The sequence below is a fragment of the Mesorhizobium sp. M0306 genome, assembly GCF_040321655.1.
In the GTDB taxonomy this organism is placed as follows: Bacteria; Pseudomonadota; Alphaproteobacteria; order Rhizobiales; family Rhizobiaceae; genus Mesorhizobium.
In genome coordinates this window covers 168,293-185,830 of the sequence record NZ_JAMYRY010000006.1, presented here as the reverse complement: position 1 = coordinate 185,830, position 17,538 = coordinate 168,293, and the positions used below count along the sequence as shown (strand labels likewise).

The window sequence follows — 17,538 nt, the reverse complement described above, 5'->3', positions numbered from 1 at the left end:
AGGAACATATGGCAAGCAACGGCTTCGAGCCGGACGTTGAAGTCCGCACCAGGGAATACAGGATCGGCTGCGTCGGCGCCGGCATGATCATGGCCGAATGTCACCTTGCCGCCTACAAGGAAGCCGGTTTCCCCGTGGTGGCGATTGCCTCGCGGACCAAGGCCAGCGCCGAGAAGGTCGCCAAACGCTGGGACATCCCGACCGTCCACGATACGCCGGAACAGCTTATCGAGGACAAAAACGTCGAGATCATCGACCTTGCCTTTCCGCCGGACCAGCAGCCGGCGCTGATCCGTCATGCGCTCAAGCAGGAGCATATCAAGGCTATCCTGGCGCAGAAGCCATTGGCGCTGTCCCTCGACGAGGCAATCAAGCTGCGCGACGAGGCGGCCAAGGCAGGCAAGATCCTCTCGGTCAACCAGAACATGCGCTACGACCAGTCGATGCGCGTCTTGAAGCAGATCATCGACAGCGGCGCGCTCGGCGACATCGTCTTCGCCCAGATCGACATGCATGCGATCCCGCACTGGCAGAGCTTCCTCGAGGACTATGACCGCCTGACGCTCGCCAATATGAGCGTCCACCATCTCGACGTACTGCGCTTCCTGTTCGGCGATCCCCTGGAGATTACCACCCTGACCCGCAAGGACCCGCGCACCCGCTTCGACCATTCGGACGGCATCACCGTGTCGACGATCAAGTTCCCGTCCGGCGTGCTTGCCGTATCGCTGGAGGATGTCTGGTCCGGTCCGCGCCAGGAGGGCTACAAGGACGACCAGCACATCAACTGGCGCGTCGACGGCACCAAGGGCGTCGCCAAGGGCACCATCGGCTGGCCGACAGGCGCTGCGTCGACGCTGACCTATGCCTCGACCGAGACCACCGGTGGTGAATGGGTGACGCCCAGCTGGGACACGATGTGGTTCCCGCATGCCTTCATCGGCGTCATGGAGCAGCTCCAGCACGCGGTTAAGACGGGCGAGCCGCCGGCGCTCTCGATCGCCGACAACGTCAAGACCATGGCGCTGGTCGAAGCGGGCTACCGCTCGATCGACATGGGCCGGACGGTCAAGCTTTCCGAAATATCAACTGACTGAGTCACTTACAGGGAGGACTTCACACCATGATGCAGGCAGGTATCTTCACGGGTTATTTCCCGTATGGCCTCAAGGAAACCGCGCAGAAGATCCGTGCGCTCGATTTCAACACCGTGCAGCTCGACCTGCATTTCAAGGACATAGATCTGTCGGCCGGGCAGATCACCAGGGACAAGGCCAAGACCGTCCGCGATACGTTCCGCGACGAGAATCTGCCGATCTGCTGCGTGTCGGGCTACACCAACATCATCCATCCGGATATGGGCGAGCGCGAGAGGCGCGTCGGCTATTTGAAGGAGATCATCCGCAACGCACGCCATTTCGGCGCCCCTTACGTGATCTCGGAAACCGGTACCTACAACACCGAGTCCGACTGGGTGCATCATCCGAAGAACAAGACCGAGGAAGGTTTTGAGGAATGCCGCAAGGTCATCGCCGACCTTGCCCAGACCGCCTATGACCATGGCGCGGTCTTCCTCCTCGAAACCTATGTCAACAATGTCGTCGGCTCGGTCGAAGAGACGGTGAGGATGTTCGCGCAGGTCGACCACCCAGGCCTCGGCCTGTTGATGGACCCGACCAACTATTTCGAAACCCACAACATCGACAGGATGGACCAGATCCTGAACCAGGTGTTCGACACGCTGACCGACAAGATCAAGATAGCCCACGCCAAGGACGTCAAGCGCTCCGGCGGCGACAAGTCGGAAAAGCACGCAGACATCGGCGACGAGGACGCGCTGGAGAGCCACACTTTCCGCGGCGTCGGCGAGATCGAGCTGCCGGCGCCCGGCCTCGGTTCGCTGAATTATGACCTCTATCTCAAGCGGCTGGCCGAAAAGCACCCGAACATCCCGGTCATCATCGAGCATCTTTCGGAAGACGACGTGCCGCGCGCGAAGAAATTCCTCGACGGAAAATTCCGCGCCAACGGACTGTGATGGCGCGGCTCGGTTACGAAACAAGGGAGGAAGAGAAATGTTGAAACTCGCGTTGAAAATCGCGGCTGCGGCGACGGTTCTTGCCGGTGTGGCGCTGGGTACGCCGGCGCTGGCGCAGGACGCTCAGAAGACGTTTTACCTGTTGTCGCATGGCGGCCCGTCGGACGCCTTCTGGATCGACTGGAATGCCGGCGCGACCAAGGCCTGCGACCAGCTCAAGGTGACCTGCAAGATCTCGTTCAGCGGCGGCGACATGGCGGCGCAGAAGGAGGCCTTCAATTCGGCCCTTGCCGCTAAGCCGGACGGCATCGCCACCACCTCGGCGCAGCCCGGCCTGTGGACCGAGGAGGTCAAGGCAGCGAAGGCGGCCGGCATCCCGATCGTGTTCTTCAATACCGACGATCCGGCAACCGGCCGGCAAGCCTATGTCGGCGCCGATCTCAAGGAAGCCGGTGTCATCTGGGCGAAATATCTGGTCGACCACAAGATGGTGAAGCAGGGCGACAAGGTGTTCCTGCCGGTCGAAGTGCCGGGCGCCAGCTACCAGCAGCTCGAGACCGAAGGCATTGCCAGCGTCTTCGATCCGCTCGGCATCAAATATGACGTGGTCGATTGCGGCACCGATCCGGCCGGCATCATCGCCAAGATGACCGACTACATGGTCGCCAACAACCCGCCGGCAATCATCGCGCTCGGCGATTCCGTAGCGGCCAGCGTCAAGCGGGTGTTCGACGGCGCCGGCGTGCCGGCCGGCAAGATTCCGGTCGTCGGCTGGGGCAATTCGAAGGAAACGGCCGAGTCCGTCAAGGCCGGTTTCGTCAACGCGGCTGCCTGGCAGTTCCCGTCGGCGCAGGGCTTCATGCCGGTGGCGCTGCTCGGGTTGGCCGCCGCTGGCGAACCGATCGGCTACGACATCCACACGTTCAGCCTCTACGACGCCTCGAGCGTCGAACCGATCCTGAAACTCTACAACAAGTGATTGAAATTGACGCCCGCCGCGCAGGCGGCGTGCGTCACCCTGAGATATGGTCCAAGCTGTCATGACAATTGCCGCAGAAGAGGAAATGCCGCGTGCCAAACGCAGGTCGAGCCTGATGCGCTCGCCGCAGTTCTCGTCGCTCGTCATCCTGATCGTCCTGCTGGCGGTGTTTGCGATCGCCGACGCGAACTTCCTGTCGCCGCTCAACATCTCCAACATGATGGCGTTTCTGCCCGAGCTCGGCATCATCGCGCTCGGCATGACGCTGCTTCTGACGGCGGGCGAGTTCGACCTTTCAGTTGGCGCCGTGTTCGGGCTGGCGCCGGTCGTGGTCATGCTGCTGGTCCAGAACGGCGGGGTTGATATTGGCGTGGCGTTGCTGGCCGGCTTGCTGCTCTGCATAGCGATCGGTGCGATCAACGGGCTGATCGTCACCAAGATCGGCATCTCGTCTTTCCTGGTGACGCTGTCGATGCTGCTGGTGGTGCGTGGGGCAGCGCTTTACATCACCCAAGGGTTTCCGCTGAAATCCTGGGACCAGCCGGGCTTCTTCGTGATGCTGCTGGCCGGCAGCTTTAGTATCGGAACGTTCCGTTTCTATACCTCGCTGTGGTGGTTCATCGGCCTGTCGCTGCTGGCGATCTATGTGCTGCGCTACGCCAAGCTCGGCAACTGGATCAGCGCTATCGGCTCGAACCGTAACGCTGCTGTGGCGCGTGGCGTGCCGGCCGATGCGGTCAAGATCTGGCTGTTCATCCTGACCTCGGCGCTGGCCGGTCTCGCCGGCATGATCAGCGCCTTCCGCATCTCTGCCGCCTCGCCGGTGGCCGGCACCGGCTACGAGCTCGAAGTGATCGCCATGGTGGTGGTCGGCGGCACCGCGCTGACCGGTGGGCGAGGCACCATTTTAGGCACCATCGTCGGCGCGCTGATGCTGCGCAGCATCCGCAACGGCATCGTGCTGATCGGCGTGCCTGGGCTCGCTTACAACATCTTCGTCGGCGTCATCATACTTGCCATGCTCATCCTGCACGCTTTGCTGCAGAAGAACGCCGCCAGGAGCTGATCATGGAAGTGCTTCGGCTGCAGAACCTGCAAAAATCCTTCGGCAGCGTCCGCGCCCTGAAGAGCGCCTCCTTCACGCTCAACGAGGGCGAAGTGGTGGCCTTGCTCGGCGACAACGGCGCCGGCAAATCGACATTGATCAAGGCGATCTCCGGGGTCTTTCCCGTCGATCGCGGCGACATCTATGTGCGCGGCCAGAAGGTCTCCATCCGCTCGACGCGCGATGCGATGGATCTCGGCATCGAGACCATCCACCAGGATACCTCGCTGGCACCGGACCTCAGCATCGCGCGCAATCTTTTCCTCGGCCGCGAGCCGGTCAACCTCAAATGGCTGGGTGTGTTCGCGCCGCTCGATCTCGCCCAATTGCGCGATGCTGCCTCGGCTCTATTGAAGCGCGTCGGCATCTCGAAGAAACTCGACGCCGATGCGCTGGTCAGCACGCTGTCGGGCGGCGAGCGCCAGTCGATCGCGATTTCGCGCGCCATGCAGTTCGCCGCCAAGGTCATCATCCTCGACGAGCCGACCAACAATCTCGGCGTCGAGGAAACACACGGCGTGCTGCGCTTCGTCAAGGAGGTGCGCGACGCCGGTCACTCGGTACTTTTGATCACCCACAACATCCATCACGTCTTCCAGGTCGCCGATCGCATCATCGTCATGCGCCGCGGCGAGATCGTCGCCGAGCAGACGGTCGCCGATACCGATCTGCTGACCGTGGAAAGCATCATCACAGGCGCCGACATGTCGGCCCTGCTCAAGGAGACGAGAGCGAAGTGAAGGACGGGAGCAAAGTGAAGGAACTGGCCGTCACATGGTAGAGCTTTACGGCAAGACGCTGTCGCGCCGGCAGGTCTCGGAACGCTCGGGCATGCTGTCGCAATTCGCCGGCGTGCGGCTGATGACGCTTGGCGACGGCGTCGAGCGCGGCATCCGTATGCTCGAATTCCGCACCGGCTCCGGCCTGCGCTTCACCGCGCTCGTCGACCGGGCGCTCGATATCGCCGATTGTGACTTCAAGGGCCAGGCGATCGGCTGGCATTCGCCGAGCGGCTTTCGCCATCCCGGCCTGCACGAATATGAAGGCGAGGAAGGGCTGGCCTGGGCGCGGTCGTTTTCCGGCCTTCTGCTGACCTGCGGCCTCGACCATATATTGTTCATGAACGAGGTACCCGCCGACACCTACAACTACCCGCCGAAGAAGACGGTGCGCCATTCGCTGCATGGCCGCATCAGCACCATCCCGGCGCGGTTGACCGGCTACGGCGAGACCTGGGACGGCGACCGCTGCGTGTTGTGGGCCGAAGGCATCGTCCAGCAATCGACCGTCTTCGGCGAGGATCTGCACCTGCTGCGGCGGATCGAGGCCGATGTCGGCGGCAACGAGATCCGGCTTTCGGACCGTGTCGTCAATCACGGTTTCAACCGGACGCCGCATATGTATTTCTACCACATCAATATCAGTCATCCGGTGCTCGACGAAGGGTCGCGCTACCTGGCGCCGATCCGCGAAGTCGTCTGGGCAGGCCATGCCGGCGAGCGCTATGAAGCGCAGAAGGTCGGCTACCGCACGGTGCCGGCGCCGCAACCGGGATTCAAGGAACAGGTCTGGCAGCACGAACTCGGCGCCGACAACACCGGCGAAGTCCCTGTGGCGGTGGTCAACGACAAGCTCGGCCTCGGCTTCGAGGTGGTCACGCGCAAGGGCCAATTGCCTTGCGCCTATCAATGGCAGAATTTCCAGGCCGGGCAGTACGCGCTTGGGATCGAGCCGTCGACGCATCATGTGCTTGGCAATCTGGCGGCGCGCGAACGCGGCGAGATGATCTGGCTGGAGCATGGCGAAAGCCGCCCCTACGATGCAGTGTTCCGGGTCCTCGACGGCGCCGGCGAGATCGCCGCCGCCGAGAGCCGGATCGCGGCGATTGCCAGACAACCGCGAGAGGACTACCCGCGGCCGTCGGGCCATTTTCCTGTTCTTGGAGGCAGGTCGTGATAAGGGCGAGGACGATACGGGACACCAGTTGGGAGGCTGGCTCCGGCCGGAGCGGGGAGGGCTCGCGGCCGATCAGGAATTGGAGGTCACAATGGCTGGCACGGTAAAGCGCGATTACAGCCTGGTCGGCGAAAGCACGCGGATCGCGATCGAGACGGGACTGGCCTCGGCGGAGTGGTACCACACGGATGTCCCCCGCAAGGCGATCAAGGAGTTGATGCAGCGCTCAGACGCGCCGGCGATCCGTGACACGATCATCTGGATCGTCGCCATCCTCGGCTCCGCCGCCGGCGCCATCTATTTCTGGGGCACCTGGTGGTGCTTGCCGTTCTTCTTCGTCTACGGCGTGCTCTACGGCTCGTCCAGCGACTCGCGCTGGCACGAATGCGGCCATGGCACTGCCTTCCGCACGCGCTGGATGAGCGATGTCGTCTACCAGATCGCCAGCTTCATGCTGATGCGCAACCCGGTGACCTGGCGCTGGAGCCATGCCCGCCACCACACCGACACGATCATCGTCGGCCGCGACGCAGAGATCGCCGTGATGCGACCGCCGGACCTGTTGCGCGCCGCGCTGGCTTTCACCGGCATCCTCGATTTCCGCTATTCGCTTCCGGCACTGGTACGCCAGGCGTTCGGCAAGCTGACGCCCGACGAGAAAAGCTACGTTCCCGAGATGGAACAGCGCCAGGCCGTCATCGCGGCGCGCTGGCATATCGTCATCTACATCGCGACGATCGCGCTCGCCGTTTTCATGCGGTCGTGGATACCGGTGGTGCTCATCGGCGTGCCGCGCCTCTACGGCACCTGGCACATGGTGCTGACTGGCCTGCTGCAGCATATCGGCCTGGCCGACAATGTCGTCGACCACCGGCTCAACACCCGTACCGTGTACATGAACCCGATCAGCCGGTTCATCTACTGGAACATGAACTACCACGTCGAACACCACATGTTCCCGATGGTGCCGTATCACGCGCTGCCCAGGCTGCATGAACTGATCAAGCACGATCTGCCGGAGCCGAATCCGTCGATGTGGCATGCCTATCGCGAGGTCTGGCCGGTCCTGCTCAGGCAGCTCAAATACGAGGATTATTTCCTCAAGCGCGAACTGCCACCAACGGCGAGGCCCTATCGTGGCGAGTTCCACGAAGTGAACATGTCGGCGGCGGCTGAGTAGGCACCGCAGCAGCGCAACGCAGAAATTTCAGGAGAAGCAGAGATGGCCGATTGGGTCGAAGCGTGCGCCGTGGACGATGTCGAAGAGGAAGACGTCATCCGCTTCGACCATGGCGGCCGCACCTTCGCTATCTACCGTTCGCCGGACGACGAGTTTTTCGCCACCGACGGGTTTTGTACGCATGAGAAGGCGCATCTGGCCGATGGGCTTGTCATGGACGACATCATCGAATGCCCAAAGCACAATGGCCGCTTCAATTACAAGACCGGCCAGGCCAAAGGGGCTCCCGTATGTGTCAATCTGCAGACCTATCCGGTCAAGGTGGAAGCTGGCAAGGTGATGATCCAAATCGCCTGACCGGCGTTCTGTCACGTAGCAAAGGGGACCAAAATCCATGAGCCGCAAAAGACCCACGATCGCCGATCTACGCGCCATGAAGGGCAAGCGGCAACTGACCATGCTGCGCGTGCTGACGATGGACGAGGCCGAGGCCGCCGAACGCGCCAGCGTCGACATCGTCTCGGTGCCGCCGGAGCTGGTGCTCAATCCGCAGTACCGCGATGCGGCGCCCAGCCTGTTCACCATGCCGGGTGAGAATTTCTTCGAGATCGGCACCGCCGACGATTTCGTCCGCTGGGCGTTCCGGCTCTACAAGGCCAGCGCCGATGCGGTCTATTGCAGCGCCGGCTACGCCACCATCAAGCGGATGGCCGACGACGCAATTCCGGTGATCGGCCATGTCGGCCTTATCCCGTCACGCGCCACCTGGACCGGCGGCTTCAAGGCTGTCGGCAAGACCGCCGACACCGCCATGCAGGTGTTCGAGGCGGTGAAGCAACTGGAGGCCGCCGGCGCGATCGGCGCCGAGATCGAGGTGGTGCCGGTCGAGGTGGCCAAGGCGATTTCGGAACGGACGTCGCTGATCATGTTGTCGATGGGGGCAGGCACCGGCTGCGACGCGCAATATCTGTTCGCCGACGACATTCTTGGCCAGAACCGCGGGCACATGCCGCGCCATTCCAAGGTCTATCGCAATTTCGCCGCCGAATACGATCGCCTGCAGGCCGAACGCGTCGCTGCCTTTTCCGAATATGTCGCCGATGTGAACAGCCTGGCCTATCCCGAAGACAGGCACGTCGTGCACATGGACCCGGACCAGCTCAGCCTGTTCCTGGAGAAGATCGAAGCCGCATGAGATACGCCGGTTGCGGCGCGAAGCGCCATCGCGGATCGTAAAAGGCCGGTTCGGCGGCAGGACCAGGTCATCGCATATCCGGCTGCGACGCCACACGAAAGTTTGTTGGTCCATGTCTGGACGGCACCGGCCAAATGCTGTTGAAACCGGTGCGTCATCGGTTTGCCGGACAATTGTGCGGTCGCCGATGGAGCGGGTGAAAATTCCCTTCGGATAGTTCTGCGTATGACTGCCATTCCCGAAAACGAAGCCTTGCCCGAGACCGCGCCCGCGGCGCGGCAAGCCCGGCGGGCGGCGCTGATCGTCGCCGTCGCCTTCTTCATGCAGCTTCTGGATTCGACCATCATCTCGACCTCGCTGCCGCAGATGGGAGAATCCTTCGGCGTGCCGGCGGTGGCGATGAGCATCGGCATCACCGTTTATATGCTGACCATGGCGGTGTTCGTGCCGCTGTCCGGCTGGCTTGCCGACCGTTTTGGCGCGCGCAACATCTTCCTCGTGGCGATCGCCCTGTTCACGCTGGCCTCGCTCGCCTGCGGCATCTCGCAGAACCTGGCCGAGTTCGTTGCCGCACGTGCTGTGCAGGGCCTGGGCAGCGCGCTGATGACGCCGGTCGGCCGCATCCTGGTGCTGCGCAATGCGCCGAAATCCGAGCTTCTCAACGCCACGGCGCTGATCACCTGGCCGGCGCTGTTTGCGCCGGTGGTCGGGCCGGTGCTTGGCGGCTTCATCACCACCTATCTCTCCTGGCACTGGAATTTCTTCATCAACATTCCCCTTGGGGTTACCGGACTGGCGCTGGTCGCCCGCTTCATTCCCGGCGACCGCGAAGCCGGGGGCAAGCCGCTCGACTGGCCGGGCTTCTTTTTGACCTCGGTGGGGCTTGCCTGCCTGCTCTACGGCCTCGAGCGTATCGCGCATCCGGAAGACGGTGTGTTGCCGACCATGGCACTGCTCGGTACGGGCATTTTGGTCGGCTGGCTGGCGGTGCGGCATCTGGGACGCGCCAACCATCCGCTGCTCGATCTCACAGCTTTCAAGGTGCAGACCTTTGCCATCTCGACGCTGTCGGCCGGCACGATTTTCCGGATCGCCATCAACGCCACGCCGTTCCTGCTGCCGCTTTTGTTCCAGGTCGGCTTCGGCCTGAGTCCGGTCGATGCGGGCATGATGATCCTGGCCTATTTCCTCGGCAATCTCGGCATGAAGGCGGTGACGACGCCGACGCTGAGGCGCTTCGGCTTCCGTTCGGTGCTGATCGTCAACGGGGTGATCGCTTCCTTGTCGATCATGGCCTGCGCGGCGCTTTCGCCGCAGACGCCGCAAGCGTTGGTGGTGGCGCTGATGCTGATCGCCGGCCTTTCGCGCTCGATGCAGTTCACCGCGCTCAACACGCTGGCTTTCGCCGATGTGGCCTCACAGCAGCGCAGCTCGGCGGCGACGTTGTCCAGCATGCTGCAGCAGGTGGCGATGCTGTTCGGCGTAGCGGTCGCGGCGGCGTTGCTCAACCTGTCGCAGATAGCCAGGGGCGTGGCGGCGCTTGATCTCGTCGACTTCCGCCTTGCCTTCCTGGTGATCGGCGCAATCGGGCTCGTCGCCTCGTTTCGCTTTCTGGCGTTGCCGAAGGCCGCCGGCGCCGAGGTCTCGGGCCATGTTTTGCGGATTTGATGCAGGACCTGCGCGGCGAGCGCGGACATAAATTCTGCCTGCTCCGCTCGCCCTGAAGCGAACCTTCGCCAGCGGTTCGATCAGCGCGATCAATTGCAAAAGTGCTTGAGTTCCAGGCATTGCGCCAGCCTCGCCAATCGGTGCGTCCAACCGCAGAATTTCCTCGCAAGCCGGCCTGCAATGCACGGATTCATTTGACGAATTGGTCTTGAGCCGATTAGCTTTCGTTCCGATGGCCGCAGAGGGAGCAGGGCGTAGCCATCGCGGGTGAAAGCGGGCAATGAACGCGACCGGCTGGCTAAACTGGAGAAGCCTGAACCAGGAGGGCATTGTCTTTGCCATCGCGGTTGTGCTGTTCATTGCCGCCGCGATCGGACTGCCCGGGTTTATCAACTCGAACAATCTCGTTGCCATCGTACGCTCGGTCTCGGTGCTGGGCATATTGGCGCTCGGCATGGCGGTCGTCATAATAGGCAGAGGCATCGACCTGTCGGCGGTGGCGATCATGGCGATGTCGGTCGCCTGGTATCTGCAACTGCTGAATTCGGGAACATCCGACGGGCTGGCCTTCGCCTATGTGCTCGCCGGCGTTCTCGCAATCGGGCTGTTGAACGGAATCCTGGTCGCCTACGCCGAGGTTCCGGCGATCTTCGTGACGCTGGCGACTGCGTCCTTCGTCTTCGGCTATGTGCGTTCACAACTGATCACGCAGGACGCCGTGCCGGTGCCGCCCGGCCATTGGGTCGAGCTTCTGGGCGGGCTGCGCCTCCTCGACATTCCGGTCGAGGTGTTTGTCTTCGCCGGGCTAGCTTTCGCCTTCTTCCTGTTCCTGCGCTACACCAAATGGGGCCGCTACGTCTATTTCGCCGGCGACAACCCGGTCGCCGCGCGCAATATCGGCATTCCAGTGCGCCCGATGCTGGTGCTGCGCTACGTGCTGTCGGCCCTGGTCTCGCTGGTGGCCGGCTTGCTCACTGCGGCCAGCCTGCATTCGATCAACACCCGCATCGTCAATTCCACGCTGCTCTACGACATCGTGCTGGTGGCGGTGATCGGCGGCATCGGTCTGTCGGGCGGGCGGGGCGGGGTGCGCAACGTGCTGGTGGGTGCCGCGTTGATCGGCATCCTGCTCAACGCGATGACCATCATCGACATTCCGCTGCTCTATCAGAACCTGATCAAGGCCGCGATCCTGCTGGCGGCGATCATCGTCGATGGGTTCATCAATCCGCGCGACGAGCAGACCGCGCAGCAAGGCGACATCTAGACTGACGCGAACGGTTGGGGCCGGCCGCGAACGACAACGACCAAACCAGAGGATGTGACATGAAAATCATCAGGACGTTTATGGCCGCCGCGGCAGCGCTTGCCGTCTCCGCCTTCGTGGCGCCAAGCTTCGCCGCCGAAGATCCGGGTCCGGGCGCCTATTCGCAAGCGCTGAAGGGCAAGCGTGTGATGCTGGTGCCGATGGCGATGGGCTTCGACCTGGCACAGGGCTGGGCGCATTACCTGAAGACGGAGGTCGAGGCCTGGGGCGGCGTGTTCGAGACACGTGACCCGAACTGGGTGGTCGATGCCGGCGCGCAGGCGATCACCGACGCAATCTCGTCGGACACCAGGCCGGACGTGCTGATCATCCATTCGCCGGACCTCAACTCCTATGCCAAGCTGATGAAGAAGGCGCAGGCTGCCGGCACCTATGTCCTGCTGGTCGACAATCCGGCGAACTTCCCGGCCGATGCCTTTGTCGGCAGCGACTGGGATCGGCTCGGCCAGCTGGAAGCCGAAGCGGCGATCAAGGGTTGTGGGCCGAATTCTTCCAAGAAGATCGGGCTGGTGCAGGGCGACCAGGCCAACTCGTCGAGCCTCTACCAGTATGCCGGCATCATGAAGGTGCTGGACAAGAACCCCGACTTCAAGGTCGTGGCCAAGCCGGACTCCAACTGGGATGCGACGACCTCGCGCAACGTGACGACGACGATGCTGCAGCAGAACCCCGACATCTGCGCCATTATCGATTTCTGGGACGGCGACGCGACCGGCGCATCTGCTGCGATCCGCGATGCCAAGCTCGAGGGCAAGGTGTTCCTGGTCACCACCGGTGGCGGCGAGAAAACCGCCGACTGCGACAAGCTGCAGGACGGCACCTATGGCGCGGTGGTGATGACCGACCTTGCCCGCCAGTCGGGTGACATGAACGCCGTCATAAAGTTCCTGTTGCAGAGTGGCCAGCCAGCCAGCACCTCGCACACCTACATCTACACGCTGGAGAAGGCGACGACCAAGGCCGACCTCAAGCCGGACAGCTGCTGGGACTTGAAAGCACTGCAAGCCCAAGCTGCGGCCAAGTAAACCGCGGGTCCGTTGCAAGCATCGACGAGGTGGCCGGACCTGGTTCGGCCGCCTCTTTCTCTCTTGAGTGGCAGCAGCAACCGATGTCCTTTCGCGAACGCCTCCAGTCCTGGCGCTACAATCTCGTGCCCGACCATCTCGTCGGCGAGATACTGAGCAAACGCTGGACCGACAATGCCATTCCGTTCCTGGCGCTGGTGGCGACGCTCGGCGTGTTCGGTTCGATCATCCCCGGCTTCTTCAAGCCGATGTCGCTGCAGGAATCGACCCGCCAGCTCGGCGAGTTCTCGCTGGTCGTCACCGGCATGACGGTGGTCATGCTTGGCGGCGGCATCGACCTTTCGGTCGGCTCGATCTTCGCGCTGTCCTGCTTTTCCGCCGTGTTCGTCTTTTTCATCCTCGAACAATCGGTATGGCTGGCGCTGGCCGCCTCGATCGCCACCGGGCTGCTGTTCGGCGCGATCAATGGCTATCTGATCGGCTATTTCAGGCTGCGCGCTTTCCTGACGACACTGGTCACCTTCATCTTCGGGCGGGCGCTGTTCGACATATTGGTCACCACCTATGCCGCCGACGTCCAGCTTTCCGATGCCACATCGGATGTGCTGGACTTCATCGGCGACGATACCTTCTGGGGCCTCTCGGTTGCGGTGTGGGCGGCGATAATCCTGGCCGTCATTACCCATGTCGCGCTGACGCGCTCGCGGCCCGGCTGGCATGTGCAGGCGGTGGGCGGGTCGCGGCGATCGGCTCACAATGCCGGCATCCGCGTGCGCCGCACCGTCTTCATGACCTATGTGTTCTCCGGCTTCTGCGCCTCGCTCGGCGGCTTCCTCATCGCCTGCCGGCTGAGCGGGGCAGGGCCGGGCACAGGCCTCAACCTCGAGGTCATGGCACTGACAGCGGCGGTCGTCGGCGGCGTCAGCTTGGGCGGCGGCCGCGGCTCGGTGATCAAGGGGCTGATGGGCGCGATCATCGTGCTGACCATGACCAACGGGCTGATCCGGCTGGGCTATGGCACCGGCACCAACCAGATGGTGCTGGGTATCATGCTGGCCGTCGCCGTCACCATCGACATTCGCTGGCTGAAGAACCGCCACAAGGTTCTGGACGAGGTCTATGTCGCACCGGTTTATTTGAAGATGGGCGCAACGCAGTCGGCCGCACCGGGCTTGGGCACCCCTTACGAACTCGACAACCGGCTATCTGAGGCCAACCATATCGGGCTCGGCGAGCTGGAAGGGCCGGAAGACGTCATCCTCGACCGCGACGACCATCTCTATTGCGGCACGAGGCATGGCGAGATCGTCCGTTTCTTCGCGCCGGACTACAAACGCTCGGAGGTCTTTGCCCATATAGGCGGCTTTCCGCTCGGCCTGGCCTTTGACAAAACAGGCAATCTGATCAGCTGCGTCGGCGCCATGGGCCTCTATTCGGTCTCGCCGGACCGGGAGGTGAGGCGGCTCTCGGCGGAAACGTCGCGCTCCTGGACTTCGATCGTCGACGATGCGCGGCTACGCGATCCCAATGACTGTGACATCGCGCCGGACGGCCGCATCTACTTCACCGATTCCACCAAGCGCTATGACGCGCACGATTGGGCGCTGGACTCGATCGAGAACCGCGCCACCGGGCGGCTGCTCGTCTATGACCCAAAGGACGGTTCGACCAAGACATTGCTCGACGGCTACCGCTATACCAACGGCGTGTGCATGGCGCATGACGGCAAGTCGCTGTTCTTCGCCGAAAGCTGGGCCTGCCGCGTGCACCGCTACTGGCTGGAAGGGCCGAAATCAGGCACCGCCGAATGCGTCATCCGCGACATGCCGGGCTACCCCGACAACATCAACCGTGCCTCCGACGGCAACTACTGGATGGCCTGGCTCGGCATGCGCACGCCGAGCTTCGACCTGTCGCTGCGGCATCCCGACATGCGCAAGCGCATGACGCGGCGGCTGCCGCAGGACGAATGGCTGTTCCCCAACATCAACACCGGCGGTGTGGTGAAATTCAACGAGAAGGGCGGCATCGTCGAAGCGATGGGCGACCTGTCTGGCGCCGCGCATCCGATGGTGACTTCGATGCGCGAGCACAAGGGTTTTCTGTTCGTCGGCGGTATCCTCAACAACCGGATCGGCCGCTACCGGATTGCCGGCGCGGACCCGAACTGGACCAGCCCTGCTTCCTATTGGGGAGCGAAGCCATGATGCTGGATCCTATCCTCGACATCTTTCGCGGCAAGGCGGTGACCATCCCGCCGCTGGACGGTGCCTTCAGGCCGAATACGCTGCTGGACGATGCTCCGGCTTTTGCTGAACTGCCGGAGCCTGACAATCTGCTGATCGCTGGCGGCCGGCTGCTGGCCTCCAGCGGCAATGCCGTCTACGCGGTCACCGCCGGCGCCGTGCCAACGATGGTCGAGACATTTCCGGCCGCAGTCACCGCGCTCGCGCGCTCGCCCGCCGGCGAACTGACGGTCGGGCTCGAAAGCGGCAGGTTGTTGATTGCAGGCAAGGAGGCCGCCCTACCGGCCGGGATCCGCTGCATAACAGCACTCGCCTACGCAGAAGATGGCACGCTTTGGCTGGCCAATGGCTCGGCCGAACACGCGCCCTCGCAATGGGCCGCCGATCTGATGAAGAAGGGTGCGTCGGGTTCGCTGTGGAAGCGCGATCCGGCAGGCAGCGAATTCCGCAAGGTCGCCGGTGATATCGCCTTTCCCTATGGGCTGCATCCAACCGGCAAGGATGTGTTGGTCAGCGAGAGCTGGCGGCACCAACTTGTCCGCTTCGACGGCGCGACAGGCAGCCACTCGACGGTGCTGGCGCATCTGCCCGGCTATCCCTCGCGCCTGTCGACTGCCGCCGAAGGTGGCGCCTGGCTGACGTTGTTTGCGCCCCGCAACCGGCTGATCGAATTCGTGCTGCAGGAAACGCACTATCGGAACGACATGCTGGCGCAAGTGCCGCCGCAGCACTGGATCGCGCCGGCGCTCGCCTCCAACCGCAGCTTCCTCGAGCCGCTGCAATGTGGCGGCATCCGCACCATGGGCATCCACAAGCCATGGTCGCCGAGCCGCTCCTACGGGCTGGTGGTCAGGCTCGATCGGGAGATGCGGCCGCAGTATAGCCTGCACAGCCGCGCCAACGGCACGCGTCATGGCATTTGCAGCATGGCGGAGAAAGACAGTCGCCTGTTCATTGCCTCGAAAGGCGGCGATTGCCTGCTGGCCGTCGATCTGGCACCAAAAGGGCATCGCTGATGGAACCGATCGTCCGCCTGGAGAACGTGACCAAGACCTATCGCGGCGTGCCCGCGGTGAAGAATGTCAGCTTCGAGCTGCGCAAGGGCGAGATCCACGCGCTGCTCGGCGAGAATGGCGCGGGGAAATCGACGCTGACCAAGATCATCGCCGGCGTCGTCGATGCGACATCGGGAAAGATGTTCCACAAGGGGCAGGAGATCGCCTACGCCTCGCCGCACGCTGCCCTTGAAGCTGGCATCGCCATGGTGTTCCAGGAGACCAGCCTGGTGCCGTCGATGACGGTGGCGCAGAACCTCTATCTTGGCACCGAGAGCTTTCTCAACCGGCTGCGCGGCACCTACATTTCAGCGCAGCAGTTCCTGCAGTCGCTGAACTTTCCGGTCGACCCGAACGCCATGGTGGCGACGCTGGGGGCGGCCAAGCGGCAGATGGTCGAGATCGCCCGTGCCGTCCACCACAATGCCGAGATCATCATTTTCGACGAGCCGACGGCGACGCTGACGCCGGAGGAAAAGCGGCACTTCTTCGCACTGATCCGCCGGCTCAAGGCAAGGGGTGTGTCGATCGTCTTCATCAGTCATGCGCTCGAAGAGGCGCTCGATATCGCCGACCGCATCACCATCCTGCGCGACGGCGAACTGGTGATCACCGACGATACCGCCGCTTTCGATCGCGACAGGATCGTCGCCGCCATGGTCGGGCGCAGGCTGTCGGGGCAGCTCTACAGCCAGCGCGACGAGGCCAAGCTGCGCAAGCCCGGCAAGAAGGTACTGTCGGTGCAGGACATCTCGATGAGCAATGTCGTGCGCAACAATTCCTTCTCGATCTTCGAGGGCCAGATCACCGGCGTCTTCGGGCTGATCGGTTCGGGCCGCACCGAGACGTTCAAGATCGTCTCCGGCATCTACAAGCGCGACTTCCTGCGCGGCGGCACTATCGAGCTGGACGACCGGCCGGTGCGCTACCTCGTGCCCAGCGAGGCGGTGGCGGACGGCATCGTCTATGTCACCGAAGACCGCAAGAGCGAGGGGATTTTCGAGACGATGGACGTTGCCGAGAACCTGTTCGGCGGCTTCCTGGCGGCTGGACGGGAAAAGGGCTGGGTGATCAATGCGCAAGAGATGCGGGCGCTGTCGGCCGAATGGACGAAGACGCTGAACGTCAAGGCGATCAACGACAATGCCCGGGTGGTCGAACTTTCCGGCGGCAATCAGCAGAAGGTGGTGATTGGCAAGGGGCTGGTGCAGAAACCGCGCATCGTCATCTTCGACGAGCCGACGCGCGGCGTCGATGTCGGCGCGATCGCCGAAATCCACCAGATCATCAACCGGCTGGCCGACGATGGCCTGGCCGTCGTCGTCATCTCGTCCTATCTGCCGGAGATCATGAACCTGTCCGACCGCATCCTGGTCTGCCGGCAAGGCCGCATCGTCGAGGAGTTCTCGCCGGCCGAGGCGACGGAGGAGAAGATCATGTATGCGGCGGTTCACTAGGGCGATGCGTACTTCGACAATTGGCCGTGTCGCCAGTCCATTCGTCATCCTGGGGCGAAGCAAGGAGCGCAGCGACGCGGCGCAGACCCCAGGATCCATGCCGCGACCACAGAGCGCGGCCGCGGTGCGGAATTCTGCTCCGCTGCACCCTTCGGCTGAGGTCACGGCATGGATGCCAGGGTCTCCGCGACGTCGCTTCGCTCCTGCTCCGCCCAGGGATGACGATGTTGAGGGGCTGTGCATGTCCAAGGTTCTGGGCCGGCCCGCAAAAACTGAATCACCCGAGCAAGTTAGCCGCATTCGCTAC

15 protein-coding genes are annotated in these 17,538 nt (G+C 63.1%); all 15 read left to right on the top strand.

What is annotated here, in order from left to right; genetic code table 11:
- The first annotated feature begins 8 nt into the window (after window positions 1–8).
- Window positions 9–1,097, top strand: a complete 1,089-nt coding sequence (locus NKI95_RS12295) for a Gfo/Idh/MocA family protein (RefSeq protein ID WP_352717009.1) — start codon at window positions 9–11, stop codon at window positions 1,095–1,097.
- 26 nt (window positions 1,098–1,123) lie between these two features.
- Window positions 1,124–2,038, top strand: a complete 915-nt coding sequence (locus NKI95_RS12290) for a sugar phosphate isomerase/epimerase family protein (RefSeq protein WP_352717008.1) — start codon at window positions 1,124–1,126, stop codon at window positions 2,036–2,038.
- A gap of 37 nt (window positions 2,039–2,075) precedes the next feature.
- Window positions 2,076–3,017 carry a sugar ABC transporter substrate-binding protein gene (locus NKI95_RS12285; protein WP_352717007.1) on the top strand — a complete coding sequence of 314 codons (942 nt, stop codon included), beginning with the start codon at window positions 2,076–2,078 and terminating at the stop codon, window positions 3,015–3,017.
- A gap of 61 nt (window positions 3,018–3,078) precedes the next feature.
- Entirely contained in the window at window positions 3,079–4,083 is a 1,005-nt protein-coding gene (locus NKI95_RS12280; protein ID WP_352717005.1) for an ABC transporter permease, read from the top strand.
- On the top strand, window positions 4,080–4,862 hold the full coding sequence (locus NKI95_RS12275) for an ATP-binding cassette domain-containing protein (protein ID WP_254820537.1): 783 nt from the start codon (window positions 4,080–4,082) through the stop codon (window positions 4,860–4,862). Before NKI95_RS12280 ends, NKI95_RS12275 begins: the two co-directional genes overlap by 4 nt.
- Window positions 4,863–4,896: 34 nt before the next feature.
- Window positions 4,897–6,078, top strand: coding sequence for an aldose 1-epimerase family protein (locus NKI95_RS12270; RefSeq protein WP_352717004.1), 1,182 nt, complete (start codon window positions 4,897–4,899; stop codon window positions 6,076–6,078).
- A 91-nt stretch (window positions 6,079–6,169) separates the two neighbouring features.
- Window positions 6,170–7,258: a fatty acid desaturase family protein gene (locus NKI95_RS12265; protein WP_352717003.1), complete on the top strand. Its 1,089-nt coding sequence runs from the start codon at window positions 6,170–6,172 to the stop codon at window positions 7,256–7,258.
- A gap of 42 nt (window positions 7,259–7,300) precedes the next feature.
- Window positions 7,301–7,615 carry a MocE family 2Fe-2S type ferredoxin gene (locus tag NKI95_RS12260; RefSeq protein WP_292167569.1) on the top strand — a complete coding sequence of 105 codons (315 nt, stop codon included), beginning with the start codon at window positions 7,301–7,303 and terminating at the stop codon, window positions 7,613–7,615.
- 37 nt (window positions 7,616–7,652) lie between these two features.
- The gene (locus tag NKI95_RS12255; protein WP_352717001.1) at window positions 7,653–8,453 is read left to right on the top strand and encodes a 3-methyl-2-oxobutanoate hydroxymethyltransferase; all 801 of its coding nucleotides are present in this window, start codon (window positions 7,653–7,655) and stop codon (window positions 8,451–8,453) included.
- 225 nt (window positions 8,454–8,678) lie between these two features.
- Window positions 8,679–10,121, top strand: coding sequence for a DHA2 family efflux MFS transporter permease subunit (locus NKI95_RS12250; protein ID WP_352717000.1), 1,443 nt, complete (start codon window positions 8,679–8,681; stop codon window positions 10,119–10,121).
- Window positions 10,122–10,401: 280 nt separating this feature from the next.
- Window positions 10,402–11,388: an ABC transporter permease gene (locus tag NKI95_RS12245; protein ID WP_352716998.1), complete on the top strand. Its 987-nt coding sequence runs from the start codon at window positions 10,402–10,404 to the stop codon at window positions 11,386–11,388.
- Between the two features lie 59 nt (window positions 11,389–11,447).
- Window positions 11,448–12,473, top strand: a complete 1,026-nt coding sequence (locus tag NKI95_RS12240; RefSeq protein WP_352716997.1) for a sugar ABC transporter substrate-binding protein — start codon at window positions 11,448–11,450, stop codon at window positions 12,471–12,473.
- Between the two features lie 83 nt (window positions 12,474–12,556).
- Entirely contained in the window at window positions 12,557–14,680 is a 2,124-nt protein-coding gene (locus NKI95_RS12235; protein WP_352716995.1) for an ABC transporter permease, read from the top strand.
- Entirely contained in the window at window positions 14,677–15,735 is a 1,059-nt protein-coding gene (locus NKI95_RS12230) for an SMP-30/gluconolactonase/LRE family protein (RefSeq protein WP_352716994.1), read from the top strand. Before NKI95_RS12235 ends, NKI95_RS12230 begins: the two co-directional genes overlap by 4 nt.
- Window positions 15,735–17,231 carry a sugar ABC transporter ATP-binding protein gene (locus tag NKI95_RS12225; RefSeq protein ID WP_352716992.1) on the top strand — a complete coding sequence of 499 codons (1,497 nt, stop codon included), beginning with the start codon at window positions 15,735–15,737 and terminating at the stop codon, window positions 17,229–17,231. The genes NKI95_RS12230 and NKI95_RS12225 overlap by 1 nt, the downstream gene beginning before the upstream one ends.
- The last annotated feature ends 307 nt before the right edge of the window (window positions 17,232–17,538 follow it).